This is a genomic window from Microbacterium canaveralium (assembly GCF_047238045.1).
Taxonomy (GTDB): Bacteria; Actinomycetota; Actinomycetes; order Actinomycetales; family Microbacteriaceae; genus Microbacterium.
The window spans coordinates 652,671-678,505 of the sequence record NZ_JBDFMA010000003.1 but is presented as its reverse complement, the minus strand read 5'-3'; the positions used below and the strand labels follow the sequence as shown (position 1 = coordinate 678,505).

General features: G+C 71.1%; 28 protein-coding genes. 9 read left to right on the top strand and 19 right to left on the bottom strand.

Features of this window, described 5'->3' with window-relative positions; translation table 11 throughout:
* Window positions 1–7 precede the first annotated feature (7 nt).
* A complete protein-coding gene (locus tag ABC271_RS04200) occupies window positions 8–835 on the top strand; it encodes a hypothetical protein (protein WP_412923639.1) in 828 nt (275 codons plus the stop codon).
* 191 nt (window positions 836–1,026) lie between these two features.
* On the opposite strand, the gene ABC271_RS04195 is transcribed toward ABC271_RS04200, so the two are convergent.
* The 4 genes from ABC271_RS04195 to ABC271_RS04180 form a co-directional block, all read right to left on the bottom strand.
* Complete coding sequence (locus ABC271_RS04195; RefSeq protein WP_412923638.1) at window positions 1,027–2,310, bottom strand: ABC transporter substrate-binding protein; 1,284 nt, start codon at window positions 2,308–2,310, stop codon at window positions 1,027–1,029.
* A 137-nt stretch (window positions 2,311–2,447) separates the two neighbouring features.
* Window positions 2,448–3,386 (bottom strand): EamA family transporter RarD, encoded by a 939-nt coding sequence (rarD, locus tag ABC271_RS04190; protein WP_412923637.1) that lies wholly within the window; start codon window positions 3,384–3,386, stop codon window positions 2,448–2,450.
* Window positions 3,387–3,390: 4 nt separating this feature from the next.
* Window positions 3,391–4,449, bottom strand: coding sequence for a BMP family ABC transporter substrate-binding protein (locus ABC271_RS04185; protein ID WP_412923636.1), 1,059 nt, complete (start codon window positions 4,447–4,449; stop codon window positions 3,391–3,393).
* Window positions 4,446–5,303, bottom strand: a complete 858-nt coding sequence (locus tag ABC271_RS04180) for an LLM class flavin-dependent oxidoreductase (protein ID WP_412923635.1) — start codon at window positions 5,301–5,303, stop codon at window positions 4,446–4,448. The genes ABC271_RS04185 and ABC271_RS04180 overlap by 4 nt, the downstream gene beginning before the upstream one ends.
* A 238-nt stretch (window positions 5,304–5,541) precedes the next feature.
* Here ABC271_RS04180 and ABC271_RS04175 point away from each other — a divergent pair, with 238 nt between their 5' ends.
* From ABC271_RS04175 to ABC271_RS04160, 4 genes are read left to right on the top strand one after another with little or no spacing between them, the layout of a single operon-like run.
* Entirely contained in the window at window positions 5,542–6,387 is an 846-nt protein-coding gene (locus tag ABC271_RS04175) for a MetQ/NlpA family ABC transporter substrate-binding protein (protein ID WP_412923634.1), read from the top strand.
* A complete protein-coding gene (locus ABC271_RS04170; RefSeq protein ID WP_412923633.1) occupies window positions 6,384–7,415 on the top strand; it encodes a methionine ABC transporter ATP-binding protein in 1,032 nt (343 codons plus the stop codon). The genes ABC271_RS04175 and ABC271_RS04170 overlap by 4 nt, the downstream gene beginning before the upstream one ends.
* Window positions 7,412–8,080 carry a methionine ABC transporter permease gene (locus ABC271_RS04165; protein ID WP_412923632.1) on the top strand — a complete coding sequence of 223 codons (669 nt, stop codon included), beginning with the start codon at window positions 7,412–7,414 and terminating at the stop codon, window positions 8,078–8,080. Before ABC271_RS04170 ends, ABC271_RS04165 begins: the two co-directional genes overlap by 4 nt.
* A gap of 2 nt (window positions 8,081–8,082) precedes the next feature.
* Window positions 8,083–9,261 carry an aminotransferase class I/II-fold pyridoxal phosphate-dependent enzyme gene (locus ABC271_RS04160; RefSeq protein ID WP_412923631.1) on the top strand — a complete coding sequence of 393 codons (1,179 nt, stop codon included), beginning with the start codon at window positions 8,083–8,085 and terminating at the stop codon, window positions 9,259–9,261.
* On the opposite strand, the gene ABC271_RS04155 is transcribed toward ABC271_RS04160, so the two are convergent.
* Together ABC271_RS04155 and groES are read right to left on the bottom strand one after the other, a co-directional pair.
* Window positions 9,258–10,631: an FAD-binding oxidoreductase gene (locus ABC271_RS04155; protein ID WP_412923630.1), complete on the bottom strand. Its 1,374-nt coding sequence runs from the start codon at window positions 10,629–10,631 to the stop codon at window positions 9,258–9,260. The genes ABC271_RS04160 and ABC271_RS04155 overlap by 4 nt on opposite strands.
* A 126-nt stretch (window positions 10,632–10,757) precedes the next feature.
* Entirely contained in the window at window positions 10,758–11,054 is a 297-nt protein-coding gene (groES, locus tag ABC271_RS04150) for a co-chaperone GroES (RefSeq protein WP_076491199.1), read from the bottom strand.
* Window positions 11,055–11,185: 131 nt separating this feature from the next.
* Here groES and ABC271_RS04145 point away from each other — a divergent pair, with 131 nt between their 5' ends.
* The gene (locus tag ABC271_RS04145; protein ID WP_412923629.1) at window positions 11,186–12,376 is read left to right on the top strand and encodes a THUMP-like domain-containing protein; all 1,191 of its coding nucleotides are present in this window, start codon (window positions 11,186–11,188) and stop codon (window positions 12,374–12,376) included.
* A gap of 46 nt (window positions 12,377–12,422) precedes the next feature.
* On the opposite strand, the gene ABC271_RS04140 is transcribed toward ABC271_RS04145, so the two are convergent.
* Entirely contained in the window at window positions 12,423–12,779 is a 357-nt protein-coding gene (locus tag ABC271_RS04140) for a MerR family transcriptional regulator (protein ID WP_412923628.1), read from the bottom strand.
* Window positions 12,780–12,865: 86 nt separating this feature from the next.
* Between ABC271_RS04140 and ABC271_RS04135 the strand changes: the two genes are divergently transcribed.
* A complete protein-coding gene (locus ABC271_RS04135; RefSeq protein WP_412923627.1) occupies window positions 12,866–13,741 on the top strand; it encodes a CE1 family esterase in 876 nt (291 codons plus the stop codon).
* Here ABC271_RS04135 and ABC271_RS04130 read toward each other — a convergent pair.
* Genes ABC271_RS04130 through tsaB form a run of 4 tightly spaced genes read right to left on the bottom strand, consistent with a single transcriptional unit; the run spans window position 13,738 to window position 16,395 of the window.
* The gene (locus ABC271_RS04130) at window positions 13,738–14,160 is read right to left on the bottom strand and encodes a hypothetical protein (protein ID WP_412923626.1); all 423 of its coding nucleotides are present in this window, start codon (window positions 14,158–14,160) and stop codon (window positions 13,738–13,740) included. The two genes, ABC271_RS04135 and ABC271_RS04130, sit on opposite strands and share 4 nt — an antisense overlap.
* Window positions 14,157–15,260, bottom strand: a complete 1,104-nt coding sequence (gene tsaD / locus ABC271_RS04125) for a tRNA (adenosine(37)-N6)-threonylcarbamoyltransferase complex transferase subunit TsaD (RefSeq protein WP_412923625.1) — start codon at window positions 15,258–15,260, stop codon at window positions 14,157–14,159. The genes ABC271_RS04130 and tsaD overlap by 4 nt, the downstream gene beginning before the upstream one ends.
* Window positions 15,260–15,763, bottom strand: a complete 504-nt coding sequence (rimI, locus tag ABC271_RS04120; RefSeq protein WP_412923624.1) for a ribosomal protein S18-alanine N-acetyltransferase — start codon at window positions 15,761–15,763, stop codon at window positions 15,260–15,262. The genes tsaD and rimI overlap by 1 nt, the downstream gene beginning before the upstream one ends.
* Window positions 15,760–16,395, bottom strand: a complete 636-nt coding sequence (gene tsaB, locus ABC271_RS04115) for a tRNA (adenosine(37)-N6)-threonylcarbamoyltransferase complex dimerization subunit type 1 TsaB (RefSeq protein ID WP_412923623.1) — start codon at window positions 16,393–16,395, stop codon at window positions 15,760–15,762. The genes rimI and tsaB overlap by 4 nt, the downstream gene beginning before the upstream one ends.
* A 193-nt stretch (window positions 16,396–16,588) precedes the next feature.
* Here tsaB and ABC271_RS04110 point away from each other — a divergent pair, with 193 nt between their 5' ends.
* Complete coding sequence (locus tag ABC271_RS04110; protein ID WP_412923622.1) at window positions 16,589–17,506, top strand: alpha/beta fold hydrolase; 918 nt, start codon at window positions 16,589–16,591, stop codon at window positions 17,504–17,506.
* A 4-nt stretch (window positions 17,507–17,510) separates the two neighbouring features.
* On the opposite strand, the gene tsaE is transcribed toward ABC271_RS04110, so the two are convergent.
* The 5 genes from tsaE to coaA all read right to left on the bottom strand — a co-directional run bounded on the left by tsaE (window position 17,511) and on the right by coaA (window position 22,499).
* The gene (tsaE, locus tag ABC271_RS04105; protein ID WP_412923621.1) at window positions 17,511–18,014 is read right to left on the bottom strand and encodes a tRNA (adenosine(37)-N6)-threonylcarbamoyltransferase complex ATPase subunit type 1 TsaE; all 504 of its coding nucleotides are present in this window, start codon (window positions 18,012–18,014) and stop codon (window positions 17,511–17,513) included.
* Complete coding sequence (gene alr / locus ABC271_RS04100) at window positions 18,011–19,132, bottom strand: alanine racemase (RefSeq protein WP_412923620.1); 1,122 nt, start codon at window positions 19,130–19,132, stop codon at window positions 18,011–18,013. Before alr ends, tsaE begins: the two co-directional genes overlap by 4 nt.
* Window positions 19,129–19,533 (bottom strand): holo-ACP synthase, encoded by a 405-nt coding sequence (locus tag ABC271_RS04095; RefSeq protein WP_412923619.1) that lies wholly within the window; start codon window positions 19,531–19,533, stop codon window positions 19,129–19,131. The genes alr and ABC271_RS04095 overlap by 4 nt, the downstream gene beginning before the upstream one ends.
* Before the next feature lie 108 nt (window positions 19,534–19,641).
* Window positions 19,642–21,492 (bottom strand): glutamine--fructose-6-phosphate transaminase (isomerizing), encoded by a 1,851-nt coding sequence (gene glmS / locus ABC271_RS04090; protein WP_412923618.1) that lies wholly within the window; start codon window positions 21,490–21,492, stop codon window positions 19,642–19,644.
* 53 nt (window positions 21,493–21,545) lie between these two features.
* Entirely contained in the window at window positions 21,546–22,499 is a 954-nt protein-coding gene (gene coaA / locus ABC271_RS04085) for a type I pantothenate kinase (RefSeq protein WP_412923617.1), read from the bottom strand.
* A gap of 39 nt (window positions 22,500–22,538) precedes the next feature.
* Here coaA and ABC271_RS04080 point away from each other — a divergent pair, with 39 nt between their 5' ends.
* Window positions 22,539–23,468 (top strand): Ppx/GppA phosphatase family protein, encoded by a 930-nt coding sequence (locus ABC271_RS04080; RefSeq protein WP_412923616.1) that lies wholly within the window; start codon window positions 22,539–22,541, stop codon window positions 23,466–23,468.
* Between the two features lie 48 nt (window positions 23,469–23,516).
* Here ABC271_RS04080 and glmM read toward each other — a convergent pair whose 3' ends face one another.
* The 3 genes from glmM to rplM are packed head-to-tail and all read right to left on the bottom strand — an operon-like array spanning window position 23,517 to window position 25,828.
* Window positions 23,517–24,872, bottom strand: a complete 1,356-nt coding sequence (gene glmM, locus ABC271_RS04075) for a phosphoglucosamine mutase (protein WP_412923615.1) — start codon at window positions 24,870–24,872, stop codon at window positions 23,517–23,519.
* A 14-nt stretch (window positions 24,873–24,886) separates the two neighbouring features.
* Window positions 24,887–25,357: a 30S ribosomal protein S9 gene (rpsI, locus tag ABC271_RS04070; RefSeq protein ID WP_412923614.1), complete on the bottom strand. Its 471-nt coding sequence runs from the start codon at window positions 25,355–25,357 to the stop codon at window positions 24,887–24,889.
* A gap of 24 nt (window positions 25,358–25,381) precedes the next feature.
* Window positions 25,382–25,828, bottom strand: a complete 447-nt coding sequence (gene rplM, locus ABC271_RS04065) for a 50S ribosomal protein L13 (RefSeq protein ID WP_412923613.1) — start codon at window positions 25,826–25,828, stop codon at window positions 25,382–25,384.
* Between the last annotated feature and the right edge of the window lie 7 nt (window positions 25,829–25,835).

The window sequence follows — 25,835 nt, the reverse complement described above, 5'->3', positions numbered from 1 at the left end:
GCGCCCCGTGGGGGCGACGCTCACCCTGGTGGGTGTCGCCCTCGCGGGATGCTCCGCGGACGCTCCTCCCGCACTCCCTGAGGGGCTGACCGTCTCGGTCATCCAGCAGCGCGGCGACATCGCCCCCGGACGCGTCCAGCTGCGGGTAGACAACGGCTCGACCGAGACACTCGTCGTCTCCGGCGCGACGCTCACCTGGGCTGCCCTGTCCGAGCCCGCGGCCTGGGCGGCGCATCGCACGGAGGTGATCGGCCCCGGCCGCGTCATCGACCTCCCCGTGGCTCTCCCCGCACTTCGCTGCGCCTCGGACGGCGGCACGGCGTCGGTCACCCTCGAGATCGACTCCACGGGCGGCACGAGAAGCGCTGACGTCACGGCGGACGACCCGCTCGGCATCCTGCCGCGGTTGGGCGCGGCGCAGTGCGACCGCGACGCCCTGGGCGCGATTGCCCGCATCGAGGCCACGGCGGTGTCCGCGCGGGCGGACGGCACGGCCGATCTCACGCTCTCGATCACGCCGACCGCCGGGGGCGACGGCCGGATCGAACTCGTCGCCCTGCGCGGTACTCCCCTCCTGCACTTCGCCGCGGGAGAGGAGGCGACGCTCGACACGACCGTCGCCGCCGACGACGGCCCCTCGACCATCTCCGTCACGGTGACGCCGCGACGATGCGACCCGCACGCGATCGCCGAGGACAAGGTCGGCACGTTGTTCGACCTCGTCGCCCGCGTCGACGGTCGCGAGGTCGTCGTGTCGCTCGAACGGCCGCAGTCCGTCGCCGACGCTCTGCTGGAGTTCACGGCCGCTGCCTGCGGCCTCACGCCCTCCCCCTGACCCGACTCCGTCCCCGGCACCGGCGCCCCTCCCCGGCCCAACGCCGCGCCCATGACACGTCGAGACTTCATCTCGCCGACAAGACCGCGGCAGACCGCACGGGGGATGTCGGCTGGATGCGGTTTCGCGCTGATGGGGCAACGAAGAAGGGCCCGGATGCCGTGGCATCCGGGCCCTTCGAACGGGTCAGATCACTCGTTGAGCGAGCCGAACTCCGTGTTCAGCAGGGTGTACTTGTTGTCGGCACCGTACTGGTAGATGCCGATGTACGCCTCGGTCGGGTCACCGTTCTCGTCGAACGTGATCGGGCCGGAGACACCGTCGTAGTCGACGTCCTTGCCGTCGTTGATCAGCGCGAGGCAGTCGGCGAAGGTGGTGCACTTCTCGCCGCCCTCGGTGACCGACTGCAGGTTGTCACGGATCGCCGTGCCCGAGTCGTCCTTGGCCTGAGCCGCGGCCAGGGCCGCCACGATGACCGCGTCGTACGACTCCGGCGCGTAGCTGAAGTCGGTCAGCGACGGGTCGATCTCGAGGAGGCGGCTCTGGAACTCGGTGTCGGCCGGGTTACCGGGCAGGGTGCCCTTGGCGCCCTGGAGCGTGCCGGGCTGGAACTCGTACGAGTTCGACAGGTTGCCGTCGACGAAGTAGACCTTCGACCCCGGAAAGCCCTGCGTGTTGACGAGCTGCGGGATGATCGAGGAGGTCTCCTCGAACGCGATCACGGCGATGGCGTCGGGCTTCGCGGCAAGCAGCTGGTCGACCTGCGACGTGAACACCGTGTCACCCGGGTTGTACGGGACAGCGACCGAGACCTCGCCGCCGGCGGCTTCGATGGCCTTGGTGGCGTTGTCCTTCAGGCCCGTGCCGTACGGGTCGTTGATGTAGATGATGCCGACGTTCGCCGCACCGTCACCGACCATGAGGTTACCGAGCACGCGACCCTGGAGGACGTCCGAGGGAGCCGTGCGCCAGTAGTAGCCGTCGTCGGCGTACGTGGTGAAGTCCGGCGACGTGTTGGCCGGCGAGATCTGAACGATGCCCGCGTTGACCAGCTGGTCGACGAACGTGAACGACACACCCGAGGAAGCCGCACCGATGACGACATCGGCGCCGGCGTCGACGAGCTCGGTCGCCGACTGGGTGGCGATGTCGGTCGTGGTGTCACCCGAGTCACGCTCGGTGAGCTTGGTGGTGAACGGGAACGCGTCGCCGGTGGCTTCGATGTCCTTGATCGCCAGCTTCACGCCGGCGACCTCGGGCGGGCCGAGGAAGGCGAGGTTTCCGGTGGCGGGGAGGATCGTGCCGACGCTGAAGGTCCCGTCGGACTTCGACACGGCGCCCCCGTCGGACGATGCGCTGGGGTCTGCGGCGTCGCCGCCACCACCGGCGCAACCGGCGAGGACGAGCGCGCTGGCACCGACCAGGGCGATGCCGCCCAGGACCTTGCCGGCACGCGTGCGCGTGAAGACGCTCATAGTGCTCCTTGCTGTGGATGAACGTTCGACGGCACAGGGGTGCCGTCTGGTGTCCTAAACCTAACGGCCCCCACGTTTTCGCCGTGTTGCCGTTCGTTAACGATGTGGGTCGCCCAGGTCACAGCGGCATAACGCCCCTAGACGGGCTCCGTGACATCCGAGACGGAGGCGCGGCGCCGCCGCGCCGCGACCAACGAGTCCACGCTCAGCACGACCAGGGCGACCCAGACCAGACCGAACCCGATCCAGCGCTCGAGCGTCATGGGCTCGTGAAGCAGCCACACGCCGATCCCGAACTGGATGATGGGCGCCACGAACTGAATCAGTCCCATCACGGTGAGCGGGGCACGGCGAGCTCCCGCGGCGAAGAGCAGCAGGGGGATCGCGGTGACGGCGCCCGCCGCCAGGAGAAGGACCGTGTGCAGCGAGCCGTTGGCCCCCATCGTCAGCCCCGTCGTGACACCCACGACGACGAGCTGGACCACCGCGACCGGGAGGAGCCAGAGGGATTCGAGCGTCAGGCCGCTGACGGCATCCACCGAGGGCCCGATCTGCTTCTTCACCAGGCCGTAGACACCGAACGACACGGCGAGGGTGAGCGCGATCCACGGGAAGCTGCCGTACCCGACGACGATCACGATCACCGCGGCGACGGCCAGACCGATCGCGATCCACTGGACCGGGCGCAGCCGCTCGCGCAGAACGGTCACACCGAGCAGCACGGTGACGATGGGGTTGATGAAGTAGCCGAGGCTCGTCTCGATGACGTGGCCCGTGAGCGCCCCGTAGACGTACGTCTGCCAGTTGACGTAGATGAGGAGGCCCGCGAGCGCGGTGAGCCCGAGCAACCGGGGCTGGCGGACGATCGCGAGGAACGGACGCCACGCGCGCAGCACCGTGAGCAGGAGCAGACAGAACACCAGAGAGAGAGCGATGCGCCACGCCACGATCTCCCACGGACCGGTCGGCGCCAACTGCAGGAAGTACAGCGGAAGCACACCCCACAACAGGTACGCGGAGAAAGCGAAGAGGCCGCCGCGGACGGCTCCCGAGGCGGGCGGTGGGGCGGGGGTCACGGTGTCAGCCTAGAGGCCGCCCGAGCGGCGGCAGCTCGATCACCCCTTCGGGGAACCAGTCGAACGCGGGCGAATCCAGGTACCTCTCCCGCGCCGACGGGGCGTCCCGGGGCTCCGTGACTCCGCCCGCCAGACTCTCGCCGTCCGCCACCCGGAGTCGGCCGCCGCTATCGCGGAGGGGACCTGCCCAGATGTCGAAGCGCCCCGCCGCCAACGCAGGCGACACCCGGTCGACCGCGTCCCGAGCCGCGACGGGAAGATCCGCGGCGGGAGCGGAGTTGCGCACGACGCCGTCCGACGCGCGGAGGCATCTGTCGCTCGGGATCGCGCGTCCCGCTCGGACGCGTTCGATCACGTCGATGACGAAGGGGGTCCAGTCGAGGAAGGCGCAATCCAGGATGCCGAGGACGCCGGCATCCCGTGGATCGTGCCCGCTGACCCTCAGTCCGGCCTCGAGCGCGGCTCGCACCGCGGCGGGGTTCTCCGTGAGGTTGCCGCCGACGACGTCCGCCCCCGCCGCGCGGACCCGCTCGACCGCCGTGCGCTCGCGCTCGTCCTGATCGTGGGCGCGGTAGGAGCCGACCCACTCGACGAGGACGCGGACATCGGCGCGGGTGGCCCGCGCGCCGAGGACCCATGCTCCCGTGAATCGTCGATCGTGCGGCGACGGCATCCCCTCGATCGCGGCGATCACCCCGCTGCGGGTCGCGGCCCCGGCCAGCATCCCCGAGACGAACGCGTGCTGATCGCGTGCGGCGCGGTAGACCGACACGTTCTCGGTGGGGCGCCGCCCCTGGCAGTGCACGAAGCGCACGGCGGGAAACTCCTCGGCCACCTCCGCCACGAGCGGCTCGACGGCCGCGTCGCAGACGAACACGACGTCGGACGACGCCCCCGCTTCCCGCGCCGCCTCGAGCCAGCGCTCGCCCTCGCCGAGGTCGCTCCACGCGCGCGCGTGGAGTGCGGAGCTGAAGTGGTCTTCCGCACCGCGGCGCGCGAGCGCGTGCGTGTGCCCCCACCAGGCGTCGAGACCGTTCGCGTGGAGCCACGTCGCGCGGATCATGCGGACCGGAAGCTCGAGGCCTCGGGCAGCACGAGCTCATCGACCCCGAAAGCCGCCGCGAGCTCGGCGGAACTCCCGACCGGGTCGGGGTGGTCGGGACCGAGAGCGAACCGGCCGAGTACGTCGTCGGGGATGCGGGCGCCCGCCGCCAGGGGACCCGCTGTGCGGAGGGTCGCGAGCACGTCCGCGCGCAGAGCCTCATCCACACCGCCGGCCGCCGCATACTCGGGACGCATGTTCGTCATCTCGTAGACCAGCCTCTCCCCGGATGCCGCCCGCGAAGCGGCGTCGAAGAAGTGGTGCAGCGTGAAGGCGACCCTCGCGCCGGTGATCTCCCGCGTCCGGGCGGCGACCTCGGCGATCAGGGGGAACGGGATTCCCGACAGCAGGATGACGTCGGCGGTCCCGGACACGGCGCGGATCGTTCGCGGCCCCTTGGTCGCCACCCAGACCTCCCCCGCGTCGGCGGCGCGCACGAGCGCCGCCGCCTCCGCGAGAGTCTCGATATCCGCCGGGCGCGGCACACCCATCCCCGCGAGTTGCACCGCACCGCCGACGGCGAGGATCACGAACGCGCGCCCACCGGTGAGCTCGGCGAGTGTCTGCAGCGCGCCGGCGGTCACCTCGGGCCGACGAGTCAGCGGATTCGTGATCGCGCCGAGGCGGATGGCATCCGTCATCGCGCCCGCCGCGCCTAGCGTCACCCAGGGATCGCGCGTGGACCGGCCCGCGTCCGGCAGGACGAAGCGGGGAATTCCCCGTCGATCCGCCTCGACCGCGCGGGCGACGACGTGGCGTGCGTCGTGGGGCATGACATTCACCGCGAGCGGCGCCGTCGGGTCCAGGGCTTTCACGGGCGGGGTCCTCCCTTTCGTCGACACCACCATACTTGTCGGACAAGTCGCGTATGTGTCGAGTGCGTCACGCTTTCGCGGTGATCGTCCGCGGCGAGTGTTGCCCCGTGTGACGCCGCGTTTCGCTTGCGGTCGCGCCCGCTCGCTAGCGTCACGGAGTCGCCTCGCGCCGACATCCCCTCACTTCTCGCGCACCGAGCGCAGCACCGCCCTGCACCATCCGAGTCCCGGAGGATCCATGAGTATCGCCCGTACCGCAGCGGCCGCCCTGACCGCGACCCTTCTCGCGGTGAGCCTCGCCGCGTGCGGCGCTTCGTCCACCTCGTCCCCGACGGAGGCATCCACGGACAAGACCGCGCTGAAGATCGGCTTCAACCCCGGCCCGTACGAGGAGATGTTCCAGGGTGGCATCCAGCCCATCCTCGAGTCCGAGGGCTACACCGTCGAACCGGTCGACTTCACCGACGGCATCGTCGTCAATGTCGCCGTGAACTCCGGCGAGATCGACGCGAACATCATGCAACACCCGGTGTACATGGACTTCGTCAACAAACAGGAGAGCATCGACAACGCCGCCCTGGTCCAGGTGCCGACGCCGCGCATGGCGCTGTTCGGCGGCAAGAAGACGTCTCTCGCCGACGTCGCCGACGGGTCCACCGTCACCGTCCCGAACTCCCCGGCCAACCTCTACCGCGGGCTGTTGATCCTGCGCGATGTCGGCTGGATCGACTTCGACGACGTCGATGACCCCAACACCGCCGACCTGTCGATCATCACGTCGAACCCGAAGAACCTGAACATCACGCCCATCGAGAACGCTCAGCAGGTCCCGGCCCTCCAGGACGTCGACTACGCGACCATCCAGGGCAACTTCATCGTCTCGGGTGGCCTGGACTACGACAAGGCCCTGGCCGTCGAGGACCAGCCAGTGCAGTTCTCGAACGTCGTCACCGTGCGCTCGGTTGACGTCGACACCCCGTGGGCGCAGGCGATCAAAGCCGCGTACCAGTCGCAGGAGTTCATCGACTTCATCAAGGCGAACCCCCAATACGCCGGCTACCAGCTCCCGGCCTGGTTCGAGTGAGCGGCGCCGCGGGCGGAGGCATCGTCTTCGACGCGGTGACCAAGAGCTACACCCGGAGGGCCGTCACCACGACGGCCCTCCGGGATGTCTCCCTTCAGGTCGCCCCCGGAACGATCTTCGGCGTCATCGGATACAGCGGAGCGGGGAAGTCCACGCTCATCCGCACGGTGAACGGCTTGGAGAAGCCGACGTCGGGGCGAGTGCTGGTCGACGATCTCGACATCTCCTCGCTGTGCGGGCGGGAACTCCGCGCGGCACAGAAGAACACCGGCATGATCTTCCAGCAGTTCAACCTGCTGGAGACCCTCTCCGCCCGCGACAACGTCGCCCTCCCCCTGCGGCTGGACGGCGTCTCGCCCGTCGACGCCCGCCGTCGCGCCGACGAGGTACTCGACTTCGTGGGGCTCAGCGGCAAGGCCGGGAGCCACCCCGGCGATCTGTCGGGCGGTCAGAAGCAGCGCGTCGGGATCGCGCGGGCGCTGGCCCGCAACCCGAAGATCCTGCTCTCGGACGAGTCCACGAGCGCCCTGGACCCCTCGACGACCGCGCAGATCCTCGACCTGCTGCGTCGGATCAACCGCGAGTACGGCACGACGATCCTCGTCGTGACCCACGAGATGGACGTCATCAAGGATCTCGCTCACGAGGTGGCCGTGATGGCCGACGGTGAGGTGGTCGAGCACGGGAGCGTGCTGGACACGTTCGTCCGCCCCCGTGCGGCGGCGACGCGTGACTTCGTCGACACGATCGTCCCGCGCGGGTTGCCGCGCCGTGTCGTCGACCAGCTCGGCGGCGAGGGACTCTGGCGCATGCTCCTCCTGGATGCCGAGGTCGAGCAGCCGCTCATCACGGGCCTGATCCGGGATGTCGGCGTGGACGTGAACATGCTCCACGCGGACATGACCCAGATCCAGGATCACACCGTGGGGCAACTCATCATCAAGGTCACCGGCAGTCCCGAGAAGATGCGCGAGGCCCACCGCTACCTCTCCGAGCGGGTCGTCGAGCTCGAGGAGGTCGTGGCGTGAACGGCGGCAAGTGGACACTCGTCACCCCCGAGATCTATCTGCGCGCTCTCGGCGAGACGCTGCAGATGCTCGGGGTCTCGCTCGTTCTGGGGTCGATCCTCGGTATCGCCCTGGGCGCGATCCTCGCCCTGACGCGTCGGGGCGGTGTGCTGCAGAACACGCCCGTGAACCTGGTCCTGGGCGCCGTGGTCAACCTCATCCGTTCGCTGCCGTTCATCATCCTGCTCGTCGCGATCCTTCCCTTCACCCGGCTCCTGGTGGGAACGAGCATCGGCGTCTGGGCGGCGATCGTCCCCCTGACCGTGATGATCGCGCCGTACATCGGCCGGCTGGTCGAGAACTCCCTGCTCGAGGTCCCGGCCGGCGTCGTCGAGGCGGCGCGCTCGATGGGTGCGTCCCCTCTGCAGATCTTCTGGCGGTTCCTTCTTCCGGAGGCGCGTGGCTCGCTCATCCTGGCCATCACGATCGCCACCGTCGGTCTGATCGACGCCACCGCCATGGCGGGGACCGTCGGAGCCGGCGGCATCGGTGACCTGGCGCTCTCGTACGGCTACCAGCGCTACGACGGATTCGCGATGGTGATCACCTGCGTCACGCTGATCGTGCTCGTGCAGGGGATCCAGGCGATCGGGTCTTCGCTGGCGCGACGTTTCCGGCGGCGGTGAGCATGGTCGACTTCGCGCCCGCCGCCCGCGTCGCGGCCCTGCCCCCGAACTTCTGGGGCGCGATGGATGCCGAGAACGCCCGACTCTCGGCGCTTCCCGGGCCGCGGTTCATCGACGTCTCGAAGGGCAACCCCGACCTTCCGACGCCCGAGCGCATCGTGCGCGCGATGCAGCGTTTCGTCGACGATCCCATCAACCACCGCTACCCGTCGTACGCCGGACGGCGCTCGCTGCGGGAGGGCGTCGTGCGCCGCTACCGCGACGACCACGGGCTCGAGCTCGACCCCGATGCGCAGGTGGGCATCTTCCACGGCTCCCACGAGGCTCTGATGGCCGCGGTCCTGGGTCTCGCCGACCCGGGCGCGACCGTCGTCCTCCCCGACCCGGGATACCCGCTGTACACGTCGGCCATCGACCTCGCGCAGGCACGGGCGGAGACGGTGACCCTCACCGAACCCGACTATCAGCCCGACTTCGCCGCCCTCGACCACGTCGATGACGCGCGACTGCTCCTCCTGAACTACCCGAACAACCCGACCGGAGCGTTGGCGACGCCGGCGACGTTCACCGCCGCCATCGGCTTCGCGGAGCGGGTCGGCGCGGCGTTCGTGCACGACTTCGCCTACGCCTCGCTGGGGTTCGGCGAACGGCCGCTGTCGGCCCTGGCGATCGACGGTCCGGAGGGCCGCACTGTCGAGGTGCAGACACTGTCGAAGACCTACAGCATGGCGGGATGGCGCGTCGGCTTCGCCGCCGGGAACGCCTCCCTCATCTCGGCCATGCGCCGCTACCAGGCGCACGCCTTCAGCACGATGTTCGGCGCGACGCAGGAGGCCGCGGCCAAAGCACTGCTCGGCGACCAGGGAGCCGCCGCCGATCTGGTCGAGGTGTACCGACGGCGCCGCGACCTCGTCATCACGGGTCTGCGCGGCATCGGGTGGGACGTGATCGAGCCGCGGGGGACGTTCTTCGTGTGGGTGCGTCTGCCCGAGGGCACGGACGCCGTCGCGTTCGCTCGGCGTGTGCGAGAAGAGGCGCGGATCGGGATCGCGCCCGGCGACGGCTTCGGCGCCGGCGGGCGCGGGCACGTTCGCCTCGGGCTGGTCGTGGACGACGCCACGCTGCAGGAGCTGATCGATCGCCTCGCGGCGCTGACGTCCGCCGCGGACCTGGTGCGCTAGAGCTTCCGCCCCGGGTTCAGGATGCCGCGGGGGTCGAACACCCGCTTGATCTCGCGCTGCAGACCCCGCAGGCGGCTCGACAGCTCCCCGTCGAGGTCGTCGAGCTTCAGCGTGCCCACGCCGTGCTCGCCCGCGACGGTGCCGCCGAGGTGCTGCGCGAGCTGCAGCAGGTCGGCCGCGGCCCGGTGCGCCGCGGCGGTAGCGACCGGATCGGCAGCGTCGTAGACCACCGTGGGATGCAGATTCCCGTCGCCGACGTGCCCGGCCAGGCTGATCTCGACGCCCCGCTCTTCCGCGATGCGCTCGGCCTCCTCGGCGAAGGCCGCCAGACGCGACCGTGGCACCGCGAGGTCGCCGTGCGTGGCGGCGCCGCGCAGCGCGAGCAGCCCGGGGTTGAGAGCGCGGCGAGCGGCGAGGAGCCGGTCCAGCTGCTCTTCGTCGTCGGCGCGATCGACCGAGACCGCACCATGCGCGCGGAAGGTGGCAACGAAGTGGTCGAGGTCGCGATCGGCTCCCTCGACCGCGTCCGTGATCGCGAGCAGCCATGACCGCGCCGCCGGGTCGAGATCCATGTCGGGACGGGCGATGCGGATGCCGCGGAGCGCCGTGTCATCGAGGAACTCCAGCGTCGAGGGGAGGCGGGGTCCGGTCGTCAATGCCGCGGCGGCCGCGAGCGCTGCCGCTGTCGAGGGGAACAGGCCCAGGACGCCGCGGGCGGGTCCCGGTGCGGGGAGGAGCCGGAGCGTCGCCTCGGTCACGACCGCGAGGGTTCCCTCCGAGCCCACGACGAGGCTCGTCAGGTCGAGGCCCGCGACGCCCTTCACCGTGGCGGGGCGCGTGCGTTCGATCGAGCCGTCGGCCAGGACGACCTGGAGCGACAGCACCGCGTCTCCGGTCACGCCGTACCGGATGCACCGCATGCCACCGGCGTTCGTCGCGATCGTGCCGCCGATCGTCGCCCACTCGGCCGATGCCGGATCGGGGGCGTAGAAGAGCCCCCGCTCGGCCGCCGCGCGCTGGAGATCCGCGACGACCACGCCGGGCTGAACCGTGGCCGTGCCCTCGACCGCGTCGATGGCGAGGATGGCATCCATCCGCGACAGATCGAGGAGGATGGCTCCCTCGATCGCGGCCGAGCCGCCGACGAGCCCCGTGCGCGCGCCCTGGGGAACGACCGGGGTCCCGGTCGTGTTCGCAACGCGGAGGACGGCCGAGACCTCCTCCGCGGTGCGCGGCTGCACCACCAGAGCGGCCCGCGGGGCCGGAAGACGCGAGGCGTCCGTCGCGTACGCCGCGACGAGGGCGGGGTCATCGATGACGCGTTCGGCGGGAAGGTTCTCGGTCAGACGCACAGCGAGATCGGCGGTCACCGAACCAGCGTATTCAGCCCCGGACCAGAGCCCCCCGCGGTCGGTCACGGGGCGTAAGACGCCGCTGGACAAAAGCAGAACCCCGGATGCCGAGGCATCCGGGGTTCTGAGGAAATCGCAACGCGATCAGCGAACGACCACCGCGAGGACGTCGCGAGCCGAGAGCACCAGGTACTCGTCGGCGCCGAACTTGACCTCGGTGCCGCCGTACTTGCTGTACAGAACGCGGTCGCCGACGGTGACGTCGAGGGGGACACGGTTGCCGTTGTCGTCGATACGGCCGGGTCCGACGGCGACAACCTCGCCCTCCTGCGGCTTCTCCTTGGCGGTGTCGGGGATGACGAGACCACTCGCGGTGGTCTGCTCAGCCTCGACCTGCTTGATGACGATGCGGTCCTCGAGCGGCTTGATGGAAACCGACACGGTCTACCTCTTCTTTCTCGTTACAGAAGACTCGTTAGCACCCACACCAGGAGAGTGCTAATCCGAGTGTAGAGAAGTGCTGGCACTCATGCAACGCGAGTGCCAACAGTTTCGACACCTAGGCTGGCCCGGTGGAGATCGCCGAGCTGACCGCCCTGCTCACGCCCGACGGGCTCACCCTGCTCGACGAGGTGGGACCGCTCACGACCACCGACGACGCCGCCCGCGCGGTGTCGAGGCTGCGCGCGGCGGGCCACTCCCCCGATCTCGTCGCGGCCGTCGTGAGCCAGGCTCGGCTGCGCGTGCGCGCGGGCGCGAAATTCGGTCCTTTCGCCGACCGGATGCTCTTCACCCGCGCGGGGCTCGAACAGGCGACGCGCCTGCCGATCGCGGCACGGCACGCGGGTCGGTTCCGGGCCGCCGACGTGAGCTCGGTGGCCGACCTCGGCTGTGGCATCGGCGGTGACGCACTGGGCCTCGCGGGGCTCGGCATCCGGGTGCACGCGGTCGACGCCGATGAGGTCACGGCCGCGATCGCCGCCTACAACCTCGCCCCCTTCGGCGACGCCGTCACGGTCGCCCACGGTCGAGCGGAGGATGCCGACCTGAGCGGCGTGGATGCGGTCTGGCTGGACCCCGCGAGGCGCACCGCCGGCCACGGCGAGACCCGGCGCGTATCGGCCGACCAGTGGTCGCCGTCACTCGAGTGGGTGTTCGAGCTGCTCCGGGGCCGGCCCGGCGGCGTGAAGCTCGGGCCGGCGTTCGACCGTGAGCTCATCCCGGACGACGTCGAAGCGCAGTGGATCAGCGCCGACGGTTCGACGATCGAACTCGTCCTCTGGGCGGGGAGCCTCGCGCGCGACAACGTCCGCCGCGCTGCGCTCGTCGTGCGCGGCGACGACGCCTGGGAACTGACGGCACCCTCGGATGCTCCCGACGTCGAGCCCCGCGAGCTCGGTGCGTACGTCCACGAACCCGACGGCGCCGTGATCCGCGCGCGCCTGATCGGCGAGGTCGCGCGATCGCTCGAGGCCGGCATGGTGGCCACGGGCATCGCGTACCTGACCTCTGACGCGGCTCTGACGAGCCCCTTCGTGTCGTCGTTCCGCGTACGCGAAGAGCTCCCCGCGGACACGAAGAAGCTCGCGCGCGCCCTGCGCGATCGCAACATCGGAACGCTCGAGATCAAGAAGCGCGGGGTCGACATCGACCCCGCCGCACTGCGGACGCGCCTCTCGCTGCGCGGCGACGAGTCGGCGACCTTGCTCGTGACGCGCGTCCGTGGCCGCCGCGTGGCGCTGCTGGCCGACCGCGTGGGGTGACGCGCGGGCGCTGAAGCAGACGCTCGCCGAAGCCCGGACCGCGTCCTCAGGCCGCGGTGTCCGCGGCGCGGGCGGCGAGGAAATCATCGATGCGGTGCCGGGTCGCCATCAGCGTCTCGATGCGCGTGGAGAGATCCTCGCGCACGCGGGCGAGCTGGACGGCGAGCGCATCGTGAGCCTCGGCGGGGGCGTCGCCGGTGCACGCGAGCACGGACGTGACGATCTCGCGCGAGAAGTCCATCTCGAAGAGCATGTGGATCACGACCGCCCGCTCGACCGCGACGTCGTCGTAGCGGCGGTAGCCATTGGATTCACGTTCGGAGTCGATGAGCCCGAGCTGCTCGTAGTACCGCAGCGAGCGCGGGCTGACGCCGCTGCGCCGACTGACCTCGCCGATCCTCATAGCCACCGCCTTGACCTTGACACGATGTCAATCTATACGCTCGCCCCGACCCCGTGGCGAGCCGCCCCGGGTGAGGAGGACTTCTCATGACCCACACCATCTCGGTCGCCGGCCGGACGCGCACCTTCGTCGTGGTCGGTGACCCCGACGGCCCGCCCGATCGCCCTGTCGTCCTCGTCTTCCATGGGTCGCGCCAGAGCGGCGACATCCACCGCCGCTTCACCGGCGGCACCCTGGACGGTCTCGCCGACGAGGGTCGCGCCGTGATCGCGTATCTCGACGGCTACCGCGGCAACTGGAACGACGCACGCGCGGCGAGCGCGTTCCCCGCGCGCCGCGAGAACATCGACGACGTCGCCTTCGCCCGCGATGTCGTCCGATCCCTCGCCCGCAGCCACGGCATCGACACCGCGAGGGTCATCGGGGTCGGGTACTCGAACGGGGGCCAGATGGTGATTCGCCTGCTGCACGAGGCGGACGACCTGCTCGCGGGAGCGGCGATCGTCGCGGCCACGATGCCCGAGCGAGAGAACTTCCTCGGTGATTTCGGCGCGCCGACGCGTCGCCCCGTGCCGATCGCGATCGTGGCCGGAACCGCGGACCCCATCGTCCCGTTCGAGGGCGGACCGATGGCGTGGTGGGCGCGCGCGCTATTCCGCGTCGGCGGAGCCTCCCTGTCGGCCACCGCCACCGCCGAGTACTTCGCGCGCCGCAACGACATCGCCGACGCGCCGTCCACCGACCACGGCCCCGCCCCCGCGCCCGGGCGTGCGGCGATCCACACTGTCGCCTACCGACAGGAGGGCCGTGCTCCGGTGACCCTCCACGTCGTGCGCGGCGGGGGCCACACCGTGCCGGGGCCGACCCCCGGCCCGCGGGTGGTCGGGCGCACCGGGGAGCGTCCCGGCATCCGGGACATCGTCGGCGATCTGGTGAGCGCGAGCGCCGTGGAAGGGGCTTAGACCGGCGACAGCTGCGGCAGCGCCCACAGGAGCCATCCGGCGCTGAAGACGATCGAGAGGACGGCGAGCGCGAGAGCCCAGATCGCCACCCTCCGGCTGTCGTGCGCGCGACGCAGCGAGATGACCGACATGACGAGCGCGATCACGCCGAGCGGGAGCAGCACGCCCGCGAACAGCGAGGCGACGAGTGCCGTGATCGCAACGGCCAGGGCCCACGGTGCGACGGAGGGCGGCGCCGTCGGCGTCGGGGGGCTCCACGGCAGAACGTGCTCGCCGAACGCCGCGCGCTCGAGCTGGGCCGTCGGCAAGCGCTCGCCGTCGAAAGCGTCGCCGGCCGCGATCTGTTCCGCGGCGGTGGGGACCGGCGCGCTCTCGCCCGCCGCGCGCTCCCGTCGGCTCAGCGGCTCCGGCTCACTCACGAGGCGGCCCCGACGGGAACGGGGCCGGGGGCCGTGGCATCCGGATCCTCGGCGACCTGGATCTCGGTCACCGGCAAGGTGGAGTCGGCGCCGAACGCCAGGGTCGAGGGGCGGCGGCCCGACGCGATGAGCTCGGCGGCGAGCGCGGCGATCATGGCGCCGTTGTCGGTGCACAGCCGCAGCGGCGGAATCCGCACGGCCACGCCCGCGGCGGCGGCGCGCTCGATCGCGACGTCGCGCAGGCGCTTGTTGGCGATCACCCCACCGCCCAGGAGCAGGCGCGGCACGCCGTACCGCTCGCAGGCGTCCAGCGCCTTCGTGACGAGCACATCGACCACGGCCTCGCGGAACGACGCCGCAACGTCGGCGACGGGCACCGGCTCGCCCGCTGCCTCGTGCTGCTCGACCCAGCGCGCGACCGCGGTCTTCAAGCCCGAGAACGAGAAGTCGTACCGGTGGGATGCCATGTCGGAGGCGCGCGAGAGCCCGCGCGGGAAGCGGATCGCGGTGGGGTCGCCGTCGGCGGCGGCGCGGTCGATCTCTGGACCGCCCGGGTACGGCAGCTCCAGCAGACGGGCGACCTTGTCGAACGCCTCGCCGGCGGCGTCGTCCATCGTCTCCCCGAGCAGTTCGACGTCGCTGGTGAGGTCGCGGACGAGCAACAGCGAGGTGTGTCCGCCGCTCACGAGGAGCGCGACCGTGGGGTATTCCAGCTCCCCCGCCTCGGCATCGAGGATGTCGGCCGCGATGTGTCCGACGAGGTGGTTCACGGCGTAGAGCGGTTTGTCGAGGGCGACCGCGAGACCCTTCGCCGCTCCGACGCCGACCATCAAGGCACCGGCAAGTCCGGGACCGCTCGTGACGGCCACGGCGTCGATCTCGGCGAGGGTCACCCCGGCCTCGGCGAGCGCCGCGTCGATCGAGGGCTGGAGCGCCTCGAGGTGCGCCCGGGCTGCGACCTCGGGGACGACGCCGCCGTAGCGGGCGTGCTCGTCCATGCTCGAGGCGATCGTGTTGCTGAGCAGCTGGCGGCCGCGGACGATACCGATCCCGGTTTCGTCGCAGCTGGTCTCGATACCCAGGACGAGGGGCGCGTCCATCAGCACCATCCCTTTCCGGTCGTCGCCGCGTCATCGGGCGTGCGGCGCGCGGTCCACGCCCGCAGGTCGAGCTGCATGACGATCGCGTCGACGTCGTCGGGCTGGTAGTACCGCGGGCGACGGCCGATCTCGGCGAAGCCCTCCGAGGCATACAGCGTCTGCGCGACGGGGTTGTCGGCGCGGACCTCGAGGAACACCTCGTGCACCCCACGACGCTCGGCCTCGGCGAGAAGTTCCGTCAGCAGAGCGCGGCCTCTCCCGCGTCCGCGCGCGGTCTCGGCGATCGTGATGGTCTGGATGTCGGCATCCCTCGCCCCGCGCACGGCCCGCAGCCCCGCGTACCCGACGAGGCGCCCCGCCTCCTCCACCACGACATACCAACCGTGCGGAGACGTCAGCTCTTCGCGCATCATCGCCGGACTCCACGCGTCGGTGGGGAACGAGGCGTGCTCGAGCGCCATGATCGCGTCGAGGTCGTCGAGGGTCGCGGCGCGCGTCGTCACGCGCTCACCCGCTTCGGCGCATGCGCGGCCACGACGTCGGGGCTGCGCAGATACAACGGCTCGGATCCGGCGAGGACGCGGCCGGCATCGAGCGCCCGGGCCGCCGCGAGCGCGATCATGGCGGCGGAGACGCTCGTGGCGTCGTACCGCACCGCCCCGGCCTCGGCCAGTCGTGCGTCGAGGTCGTCGCGGGGGCTGAGCACGGCATCCGTGATCCGCACGGGGAGTCCGTCGTCGTCGATACCGTCGAAGACGCTGTACGCGAACTCCTTTCGCCGTGCGTCGGTGACGACGGCGAAGCGCGGGGTGTCGGTGCCGGTGAGCGCATCGGAGAGCAGGATGCCGAGCGCGATGCCGTCGTGGCTCGGGACGGGGACGACCGGGATGCCACGCCCGAGAGCGAACGCGCGCGCGGTCGCGATCCCGACGCGAAGACCGGTGAAGGGACCCGGACCCATGCCGATCGCGACGTGCGTCGGGTGCGTGGCCACGCGAACGGCTCGGCTCAGCAGATCGCCGATGACCTCGGCGTGCCCGAGCGGGTTCGCGCTCTGCTCGTCGGCGAGGATCTCGCCGTCGCGCGCGATCGCCGCCACGGCGGTGCCGAGGGAGGTGTCGATGCCGAGGATCACCGTTCCAGGGTATCCGGGGCGCCCGACACCGGTGCCGCCGACCGCCCGTCCGGCGTACCTCGTCCCCCTTCTGGCGGTGCATGTCCCACTTTCGGCCACTTCAGGCGGCCCCCACCGGCCATAAGTGGGACATGGGTGGGGAACAGCCCGGACCAGGGGCATCCGGCGAGGCCCTCGGCTCCGAAGAAGGGGTATGGAACGACAGCTGCGCCGCGTGGTGGTGCCGACGGCCGCGGGCCCGATCGTCGTGCACGCCGGTCGGAGCTCTGCCGGAGCCGTTGCGACGGTGCTCCTCCACGGCGCCGCCGGATCGTGGCGGACGTGGATGCCACTGCTCAGCGCCGCCGAACGGCTCGGCATCCCCCTCGACGACGTCATCGCGATCGACCTGCCGGGGTGGGGCGAGTCGCCCGGCCCCGTCCCCGCCCCCACCGATGCCGCCGAAGCGGTGGTCGCGGTCGCCCGCGCCCTGGGGTATCCGCGCTGGCGCGTCGTGGGCCATTCCCTCGGCGCCGTCGTCGCCCTCGATGTCGCCGCGGCGTTCCCCGCGCAGACCGTGGCCGTGGGGCTCGTCTCCCCCACCGGTGCGGCGGTGCGCGCTGTGATGCGCCGGCCCGTCTCCGGGTGGACCGTGCTCCCGGCATTCGGCGGCATGGTCGCCGCGATGGGCATCCTCCGCGGTATCGGTCCCCTCGCGCGTCCCCTCCTTCGAGGACTGCGTCGCATCGGCGCCCTGCGGCTGTTCGCGCGCCCGCTGTTCCGGCATCCGGATCGTGTCGACACCGCGGTCTCCGACGCTCTGGCGGACGAGATCCGGCCCGCGGCCTTCCTCGCCGCCGCCCGTGCCGCCCGGACCCACGACGACGCCGCGTGGAAGCGGATCACCGCACCGGTTCGCGCCGTACGCGGCCGGCACGACGTGTTCGCCGGGCGTCAGGACGCGCGCGACGCCCGCCGGCGCATCCCCGGGTATCGCGAGACGGTGCTGGAGGACAGCGGGCACTTCGCCCACGTCGAGCAGGCGTACGAGACCCTGCGCGCCCTGCGCGACGTGTGGACCGCCGAGCCCGACCGCCGTTCGCCTTCGCGGCGCGACCGGCAGCCGACCTGAGGCGTCAGGGGCGACGCGAGATGGTCACCGTCCGCGGGGCATCGGCGTCCAGGTCGAGAGTGTGCGGGGCGATCTCGCCGCACGCGTTGTCCACACCTCGACCGCCGGTCTGACGCGAGATCTCGATCTCCCACCAGGAGTCGGCGAGGTGGTCGGCGACACCGCGGCCCCACTCGACGATCACGACCGAGTGCTCCACATCGATGTCGAGGTCGTCGAGCTCGACGGCGGCGCCCAGCCGGTAGGCATCCACGTGCACCAGGGGTGCCCCGCCGACGAGCGACGGGTGCGTCCGAGCGATGACGAACGTCGGACTCTGGACCGGACCCCGGATGCCGAGCCCCTCGCCGATCCCGCGGGTCAAGGTCGTCTTGCCGGCGCCGAGCGGACCGGTGAGCACCACCACGTCACCGGGTTCGAGGGCGTGGCCCAGCGCGCGTCCGAGCTCCTCCATGTCGGCGGGTCCGGCGATCTCGCGCTCACCCAGCAGCTCATCGGGAACGCTCACACGCCCACCTCCCGTCGCGGCACCCGTGGACCGATCCGGGTCACGATCTCGTAGTCGATCGTGTCCGCGGCATCCGCCCAATCACGCGCCGCGGGCACACCCAGCGTCGGATCGCCGAACAGCACGGCCTCGTCTCCCACGGCGACGGGGTGATCTCCGACGTCGACGACGAACTGGTCCATCGCGATGCGCCCGGCCACCGTGAAGCGGCGGCCGTTGATCGACACGGGTCCACGACCCGACGCCTGCCGCGGAACGCCGTCGGCGTACCCGAGGGGCACGAGCGCGAGAGTGGTGTCGGTCTCGGTGCGGTAGGCGTAGCCGTACGACACCCCCGTGCCAGCCGGGACGCGGCGCACCGCGGCGACGGCCCCGCGCAGCGTCATCGCGGGACGCAGGCCGAGGTCGGCCGAGCTGCGGTCGTGGAACGGTGAGATGCCGTAGATGCCGATGCCGATGCGCACGGCGTTCAGCCGCGCCTCGGGAAGGGCGATCGCGGCGTGGGTCGCGGCGATGTGCCGGAGCGGCGGGGTGAGCCCGGCCGCGGCGGCGAGCACGACACCTTCCTCGAACTTCGCCAGGGCCGCGCGGTCGTCGGCCTCGCTCGTGTTCGACAGGTGCGAGAACAGCCCCACGACCCGCAGACGACCGATCCGCTCGAGGCGTGCGGCCTCGGAGAACACCACGCGCCAGTCGGCGGGCGGGATGCCGTTGCGCGACAGCCCCGTCTCGATCTTCAGGTGCACGGCGGCGGCGCGGCCGCCCTGAGCTGCCTCCCCGGCCCGCAGCAGTTGGTCGATGTCGGAGATCCCGAGCTCGACGTCCTCCCGCACGGCCTCGACGAAGGACGCCCCCGGCGCGTGCAACCACGCGAAGACCGGTGCGCGGAGGCCCCGGCGTCGCAGCGCCAGCGCCTCGTCGATATCGGAGACGCCGATCCGCGTCGCGCCGCCGCGCAGCGCCGCGACCGCCGCACGGTGCGCGCCGTGCCCGTAGCCTTCGGCCTTGACCACGGCGATGACCTCGACGCCGGTCAGTCGGCGCAGGTGCCGCACGTTCTCGGTGATCGCGTCGACGTCGATCAACGCTTCGCGGAGCACTCCGGATGCCATTCTCATGCGCGCTCCTCCCGGATCGGTTCGGCGGGCCCCGCCTCGGGTGCAGCCGGTCCGGCCTCCGCGATGACGTACGCCGTCGCGAGCGCGGCGTCGTGCGACATCGAGAGGTGCAGCGCCGTGATCCCCCTCGCGGCCACGGTCGCCGCGGTCTCGCCGGTGAGCGTGAACGTCGGACGCCCCGAGGGCTCGGGCGTCACCTCGATGTCGGTCCAGTACACGCCGTCGGAGCCGCCGAGGGCCTTGATCAGCGCCTCCTTCGCGGCGTACCGCGCGGCGAGCGACCGGGGCTTCAGCAGCCGCTCGGCGGGCGCGAACAGGCGGGTGAGCAGCCGGGGCGTGCGCGCGAGCTGCTGCTCGAAGCGCGGCACGTCGACGAGGTCGACGCCGATTCCGACGATCATGCGCCCTCCCTCCCTGGCATCCCGTCCATTCTGCCGGTGCTTGTCGTCGCCGAGCGAAACGGCGAGGGGCCGGATGCCCGTGGCATCCGACCCCGAAAAGCCCGCGGATTACTCGACCGTGACCGACTTCGCGAGGTTGCGCGGCTGGTCGACGTCGAGGCCCTTGGCCTCGGCGAGGCCCATGGCGAAGATGTGCAGCGGCACCACGGCGAGCAGCGGCTCGAACATCGGGGCGGCGAGCGGGATGCGCAGCACCTCGTCGGCGGCCGGGAGCACAGCCACGTCGCCCTCTTCGGCGATCGCGATAACGCGGGCGCCGCGGGCGCGGATCTCCTCGATGTTCGACACGACCTTCTTGTGCATCTCGCCCGACCCGCGCGGCGACGGCACGACGACGAACACCGGCTGGCCGGGCTCGATGAGGGCGATCGGGCCGTGCTTGAGCTCGCCGGCCGCGAAGCCCTCGGCGTGGATGTACGCCAGCTCCTTGAGCTTGAGGGCGCCCTCGAGCGCGATCGGGTACCCGACGTTACGGCCGAGGAACAGCACCGACCGGGTGTCGGCCATCCAGTGCGCGAGCTGCTCGATGCGGGCCTGCTCGGTCTCGAGCACGCGCGCGATCTTGCCGGGGACGGCCTCGAGCTCGGTCACGGCCTCGACGGCGACGACCGGGTCGACGGCGCCGCGCACGCGGCCGACGTGCAGCGCGAGAAGGTACAGCGCCGTGATCTGCGCGACGAAGGCCTTCGTCGAGGCGACCGCGACCTCGGGGCCGGCGTGCGTGTAGACGATGGCATCCGACTCGCGCGGAATCGTCGCGCCCTGCGTGTTGCAGATCGACAGCGTCTTCGCGCCGCGCGAGCGGGCGTACTTCACGGCCATGAGCGTGTCCATCGTCTCGCCGGACTGGCTGATCGAGACGACGAGCGTCCGGGGCGAGAGCACCGGGTCGCGGTAACGGAACTCGTGCGCGAGCTCGACATCGACGGGGACGCGCGTCCACTTCTCGAGCGCGTACTTGCCCACCATGCCGGCGTACGCGGCGGTGCCGCACGCGATGACGAGGATGCGGTCGATGCCGGCGAGGAACTCGTCCATGCCGTCCAGCTCGGGGATCTCCACACGGCCCTCGTGGATGCGGCCGCGGATGGTGTTGGCGACGGCCTCGGGCTCTTCCGAGACCTCCTTGGCCATGAACGACGACCATCCGCCCTTCTCGGCGGCCGACGCGTCCCAGGTGACGTCGAAGGCTTCGACCTCGACCGCGGCGCCGGAGAAGTCGGTGACCTCGACACCCTCGGGCGTGATCGCGACGATCTCGTCCTGACCGATCGCGAGGGCCTTGCGGGTGTGCTCGACGAACGCGGCGACGTCGGAGCCGAGGAAGTTCTCCCCCTCGCCCAGGCCGATCACGAGCGGCGAGTTGCGGCGGGCACCGACGACGAGGCCGGGGTGGTCCTTGTGCATCGCGAGCAGCGTGTACGCCCCCTCGAGGCGGGACACGACGGCGCGGAATGCCGCGACCAGATCGCCCGTGCGGGCGTACTCGCGCCCGATCATGGCGGCGGCGACCTCGGTGTCGGTCTCGCTGCGGAACGTGATGCCCTCGCCGACCAGCTCGCTCTTGAGCTCGGCGAAGTTCTCGATGATGCCGTTGTGGATGACGGCGAGCTTGTCGTCGTCCGCCAGGTGCGGGTGCGCGTTGGCGTCGGTGGGTCCACCGTGCGTGGCCCAGCGCGTGTGTCCGATGCCCGTGGTGCCGTCGGCGAGGGGCGTGGATGCCAGGTCATCCCGCAGAACGGACAGCTTGCCGGCGCGCTTACGCATGCCGAGGCCGCCGTCGCCGTCGATCACGGCGATGCCGGCGGAGTCGTATCCCCGGTACTCCAGCCGTGACAGGCCCGCCAGCAGGATGTCCTGGCTCTGACGAGGACCCACGTATCCGATGATTCCGCACATAGCCTCCGAGTCTACGGGGCCGTGCCTGGGGGATCCCCCGTGGGCCGGGGGCGTCAGAGCTTGCGCAGCAGCACCGATTCGACGGTGTGGTCTGCGCCCTTCTGGAGCACGAGTTTCGCGCGGTGGCGGGTGGGCAGCACGTTCTCCTCGAGGTTCGGAAGGTTGATATCGCGCCAGAACCCGAGCGCGCGCGACACCGCCTCCTCGTCGCTGATGTCGGCGAAGACGCGGAAGAACGACGTGGGGTTCGTGAACGCGTTGTCGCGCAGCGCGAGGAACCGTTCGACGTACCACCGCTCGATGTGCGCGGCCTCGGCATCCACGTAGATCGAGAAGTCGAAGAGGTCGCTGACCGCGACGTCGTTCGGCGTCGGCGGGGGCTGCAGGACGTTGAGCCCCTCGACGATGACGACGTCGGGACGGTGCACGGTGACGTGGGCGTCGGGCATGATGTCGTACCGCACGTGCGAGTAGAACGGCGCCCGCACCTCTTCGGCTCCGGACTTCACTTCGCTGAGGAACTCCACCAGCGCCCGGCGGTCGTACGACTCGGGGAAGCCCTTGCGATCCATCAGTCCCCGCCGCTCGAGCTCGGCATTGGGGTAGAGGAATCCGTCCGTGGTCACGAGCGCGACGCGCGGAGTGTCCGGCCAGCGGCTCATCAACTCGCGCAGCAACCGCGCGATCGTGGACTTCCCCACCGCCACCGACCCGGCGACCCCGATGACGAAGGGGGTCGTGGCATCCGGTTCGCCCAGGAACTCGCTGGTGTCGGCGCCGAGCCGACGCGTGGAGCGCGCGTAGAGGCTCAGCAGCCGGCTCAGCGGCAGGTAGACCTCGGCGACCTCGCGCAGGTCGAGCCGGTCGCCGATACCGCGGAGCTGCACCACCTCGGTCTCGGTCAGCGGCTGCTCGATGCCCCCGGCCATGCGGGCCCAATCGGCGCGATCGATCTGACGGTAGGGGCTCAGCGACGGCGCGGGCGCGGCGGTCTCGGCGGCGGACACCCGCCCATGCTACCCGCGGCCTCGCACTACGCTCGGAGCGTGCGACTCGGGGTACTCGACATCGGTTCCAACACCGTCCACCTGCTGGTCGCGAACGCTCGCGCCGGCGGACGGCCCACCGCGACGACGTCGCACCGTTCGGTGCTGCGCCTCATGCGCTACCTCGAACCCGACGGCTCGATCTCGGACGAGGGCGTCCAGGGACTCGTGGATGCCGTGACCCAGGCGCGCGAGAAGGCGCGCGCGGAGGGCGTGGACGAACTGCTCGCCACCGCGACCTCGGCGGTGCGCGAGGCCACCAACGGGGAGCGTGTCATCGCTCTTATCGAGGATGTCCTCGGCCAACCGCTGCAGGTGCTCGGTGGCGAGACGGAGGCTCGGTACACCTATCTCGCGGTGCGGCGCTGGTTCGGCTGGTCGGCGGGCCAGATCCTCCTCTTCGACATCGGCGGCGGGTCGCTCGAGATCGCCGGCGGCGCCGACGAACTGCCCGAGCTCGCCGAGTCGGTGCCGTTGGGCGCCGGGCGCTCCACGGTGCAGTTCCTCCCCCACGACCCGCCCAGCGAGCACGAGATCGATACGCTGCGCCGGCACGCGGCATCCGTCCTCGCGCCGGTCGCCCAACGGTTCTCCGCCCTCCCGCGCCCGGACCACGTCATCGGGTCGTCGAAGGCGATCCGGTCGCTGGCGAAGCTCGCCGGGTACCCGGTTCCGGGGTGGTCGGGAATCGACCGCATGGTGCTGCCCCGCAGAGAACTGAAGGACTGGATCCCGCGACTGGCGCGCATCCCCGCGGACGCGCGCGAAGCCCTCCCCGGGATCACGGCGGACCGCACCTTCCAGATCGTCGCGGCCGCGATCGTCGTGGAGCGGGCGATGAAGGCGATGGACGTCGACGAGCTCGAGGTCTCCCCCTGGGCGCTGCGCGAGGGCGTGCTCCTGCGGTACATCGAGTCGCTGGAGTACTGACCCTTCTCAGTGCCGCGGCCGCGCATCCTCTGGTTTGGGGGCCGTGGGTCAGAGGGCCAGGCGCTCCCGCACGACCTCGGCGAGCCGGTCGGCGTGGGCGCGGGCGACGTCCTCGGACGCGGCCTCGACCATGACGCGCACGAGCGGCTCGGTTCCCGACGCGCGCAACAGCACACGACCGGAGTCGCCGAGCTCGGCCGCCGCGGAGCGAACCGCTTCCTGCACGACATCGTCGGACACGCGGTCGCGATCGACTCCGCGGACGTTGATCAGCACCTGCGGGTACACCGTCATGATGGCGGCGAGCTCGGCCATCGTCTTCTTCTGCCGGGCCATCTCCGCCACGATGTGCAGGCCCGTGAGCAGACCGTCGCCGGTCGTGGCGAACTCGCTCATGATCACGTGCCCGGACTGCTCACCGCCGAGGGAGTATCCGCCCTCGTCCATGGCTTCCAGCACATAGCGGTCGCCGACCGCCGTCTGCTTCACCTGAATGCCGTGCTCGGCCATCGCGCGGTGAAGTCCGAGATTGCTCATGACCGTCGCCACGAGGGTGTCGTGCGCGAGGGCGCCGCGCTCCTTCATGGCCACGGCGAGGATCGCCATGATCTGATCGCCGTCGACGACGTTGCCCTGCGCGTCCACCGCGAGGCACCGGTCGGCGTCGCCGTCGTGAGCGATACCCACGTCGGCGCCGAGACGCACGACGGCTTCGGACAGCACCTCGAGGTGCGTCGAGCCGACGCCGTCATTGATGTTGAGACCGTCGGGATCGGCACCGATCACGGTGACGGTCGCACCGGCGTCGCGGAACGTCTCGGGCGAGACACCCGCGGCTGCGCCGTGCGCGCAGTCGAGAACCACGTGGATGCCGTCGAGCCGGTGCGGCAGAGATCCGAGCAGGTGCACCACGTAGCGGTCTTCGGCATCGGCGAAGCGGCGGATCCGCCCCACGCCGGCACCCGTCGGCTGCAGCCGCTCCCACTCGAGGGCACGCTCGATGCGCTCTTCGACGATGTCGGGGAGCTTGGTGCCGCCGCGGGCGAAGATCTTGATCCCGTTGTCGGGCGCGGGGTTGTGCGAGGCCGAGACCATCACGCCGAAGTCGGCGTCGCGGTCGGCGATCAGGAACGCGGTCGCGGGGGTCGGGATGACGCCTGCGTCGAGCACGTCGACGCCCGACGAGGCCAGGCCCGCAGCGACCGCGGCGGAGAGGAACTCCCCCGAGACCCGCGGGTCGCGCGCGATGACGGCGGTGAGGCGACGGCCTTCGGCCTTTCGCGCCTCCGCCGAACGGCCCTGGCCCAGGACGACAGCGGTCGCCTGGGCCAGGTGCAGCGCGAGTTCGGCGGTGAGGAGGCCGTTGGCCAGCCCCCGCACCCCGTCCGTGCCGAAAAGAGGCATCCGGAGCGTCGAACTCAGCGCTTGGAGTACTGAGGCGCCTTGCGGGCCTTCTTGAGACCGGCCTTCTTGCGCTCCTTCACGCGAGCGTCGCGCGAGAGGAAGCCGGCCTTCTTCAGACCCGGGCGGTTGTTCTCGACGTCGATCTCGTTGAGCGCGCGGGCGATGCCCAGGCGCAGCGCACCGGCCTGACCCGAGGGGCCGCCGCCGGAGATGCGAGCGATGACGTCGTACGCGCCGGCGAGCTCGAGGACCGTGAACGGGTCGTTGATGAGCTGCTGGTGGAGCTTGTTCGGGAAGTAGTCCTCGATCGTGCGGCCGTTGACCGTGATCGTGCCGGAGCCGGGGACCAGGCGCACGCGGGCGATGGCCTGCTTGCGGCGGCCGACGGCTGCGCCGGGGACCGAGAGAACGGGGCGCTCGGCCGCGACGACGGTCTGCTCGGCCGGCGTCTCGGTGCTGTAGTTGCTGGGGTCGATGTTCGACACTGTTTCGTCCTTATCCGGCGGCGCTTACTGGGCGACCTGGTCGAAGGTGTACGCGGTGGGCTGCTGGGCACCGTGGGGGTGCTCGGCGCCGCGGTAAACCTTGAGCTTCTTGAGCTGCGCCGCGCCGAGGCTGTTCTTGGGCAGCATGCCGCGGATGGCCTTCTCGACCGCGCGGACGGGGTTCTTCTCGAGGAGCTCCTCGTAGCTGACCGACTTCAGACCACCCGGGTAGCCCGAGTGACGGTAAGCCATCTTCTTCTGGAGCTTCTGACCCGTGAGCGCGACCTTCTCGGCGTTGATCACGATGACGAAGTCGCCGGAGTCGATGTGGTTGGCGAAGGTCGGCTTGTGCTTGCCGCGGAGGAGGACCGCCGCGTGCGAGGCCAGGCGGCCGAGGACGACGTCGGTGGCGTCGATAACGACCCACTCGCGCGTGACCTCAGCGGCCTTGGGGGTGAAAGTGCGCGTCACAGTAGTG

What these genes read in the sequence shown, in the direction of transcription:
- ABC271_RS04195 (WP_412923638.1), bottom strand. Translation starts at nt 2,310, where the DNA reads ATGAGCGTCTTCACGCGCACGCGTGCCGGCAAGGTCCTGGGCGGCATC.
- ABC271_RS04185 (WP_412923636.1), bottom strand. Translation starts at nt 4,449, where the DNA reads ATGATCCGCGCGACGTGGCTCCACGCGAACGGTCTCGACGCCTGGTGG.
- ABC271_RS04175 (WP_412923634.1), top strand. Translation starts at nt 5,542, where the DNA reads ATGAGTATCGCCCGTACCGCAGCGGCCGCCCTGACCGCGACCCTTCTC.
- ABC271_RS04160 (WP_412923631.1), top strand. Translation starts at nt 8,083, where the DNA reads ATGGTCGACTTCGCGCCCGCCGCCCGCGTCGCGGCCCTGCCCCCGAAC.
- ABC271_RS04140 (WP_412923628.1), bottom strand. Translation starts at nt 12,779, where the DNA reads ATGAGGATCGGCGAGGTCAGTCGGCGCAGCGGCGTCAGCCCGCGCTCG.
- ABC271_RS04135 (WP_412923627.1), top strand. Translation starts at nt 12,866, where the DNA reads ATGACCCACACCATCTCGGTCGCCGGCCGGACGCGCACCTTCGTCGTG.
- tsaD (WP_412923625.1), bottom strand. Translation starts at nt 15,260, where the DNA reads ATGGACGCGCCCCTCGTCCTGGGTATCGAGACCAGCTGCGACGAAACC.
- ABC271_RS04110 (WP_412923622.1), top strand. Translation starts at nt 16,589, where the DNA reads ATGGAACGACAGCTGCGCCGCGTGGTGGTGCCGACGGCCGCGGGCCCG.
- alr (WP_412923620.1), bottom strand. Translation starts at nt 19,132, where the DNA reads ATGAGAATGGCATCCGGAGTGCTCCGCGAAGCGTTGATCGACGTCGAC.
- ABC271_RS04095 (WP_412923619.1), bottom strand. Translation starts at nt 19,533, where the DNA reads ATGATCGTCGGAATCGGCGTCGACCTCGTCGACGTGCCGCGCTTCGAG.
- glmS (WP_412923618.1), bottom strand. Translation starts at nt 21,492, where the DNA reads ATGTGCGGAATCATCGGATACGTGGGTCCTCGTCAGAGCCAGGACATC.
- glmM (WP_412923615.1), bottom strand. Translation starts at nt 24,872, where the DNA reads ATGCCTCTTTTCGGCACGGACGGGGTGCGGGGGCTGGCCAACGGCCTC.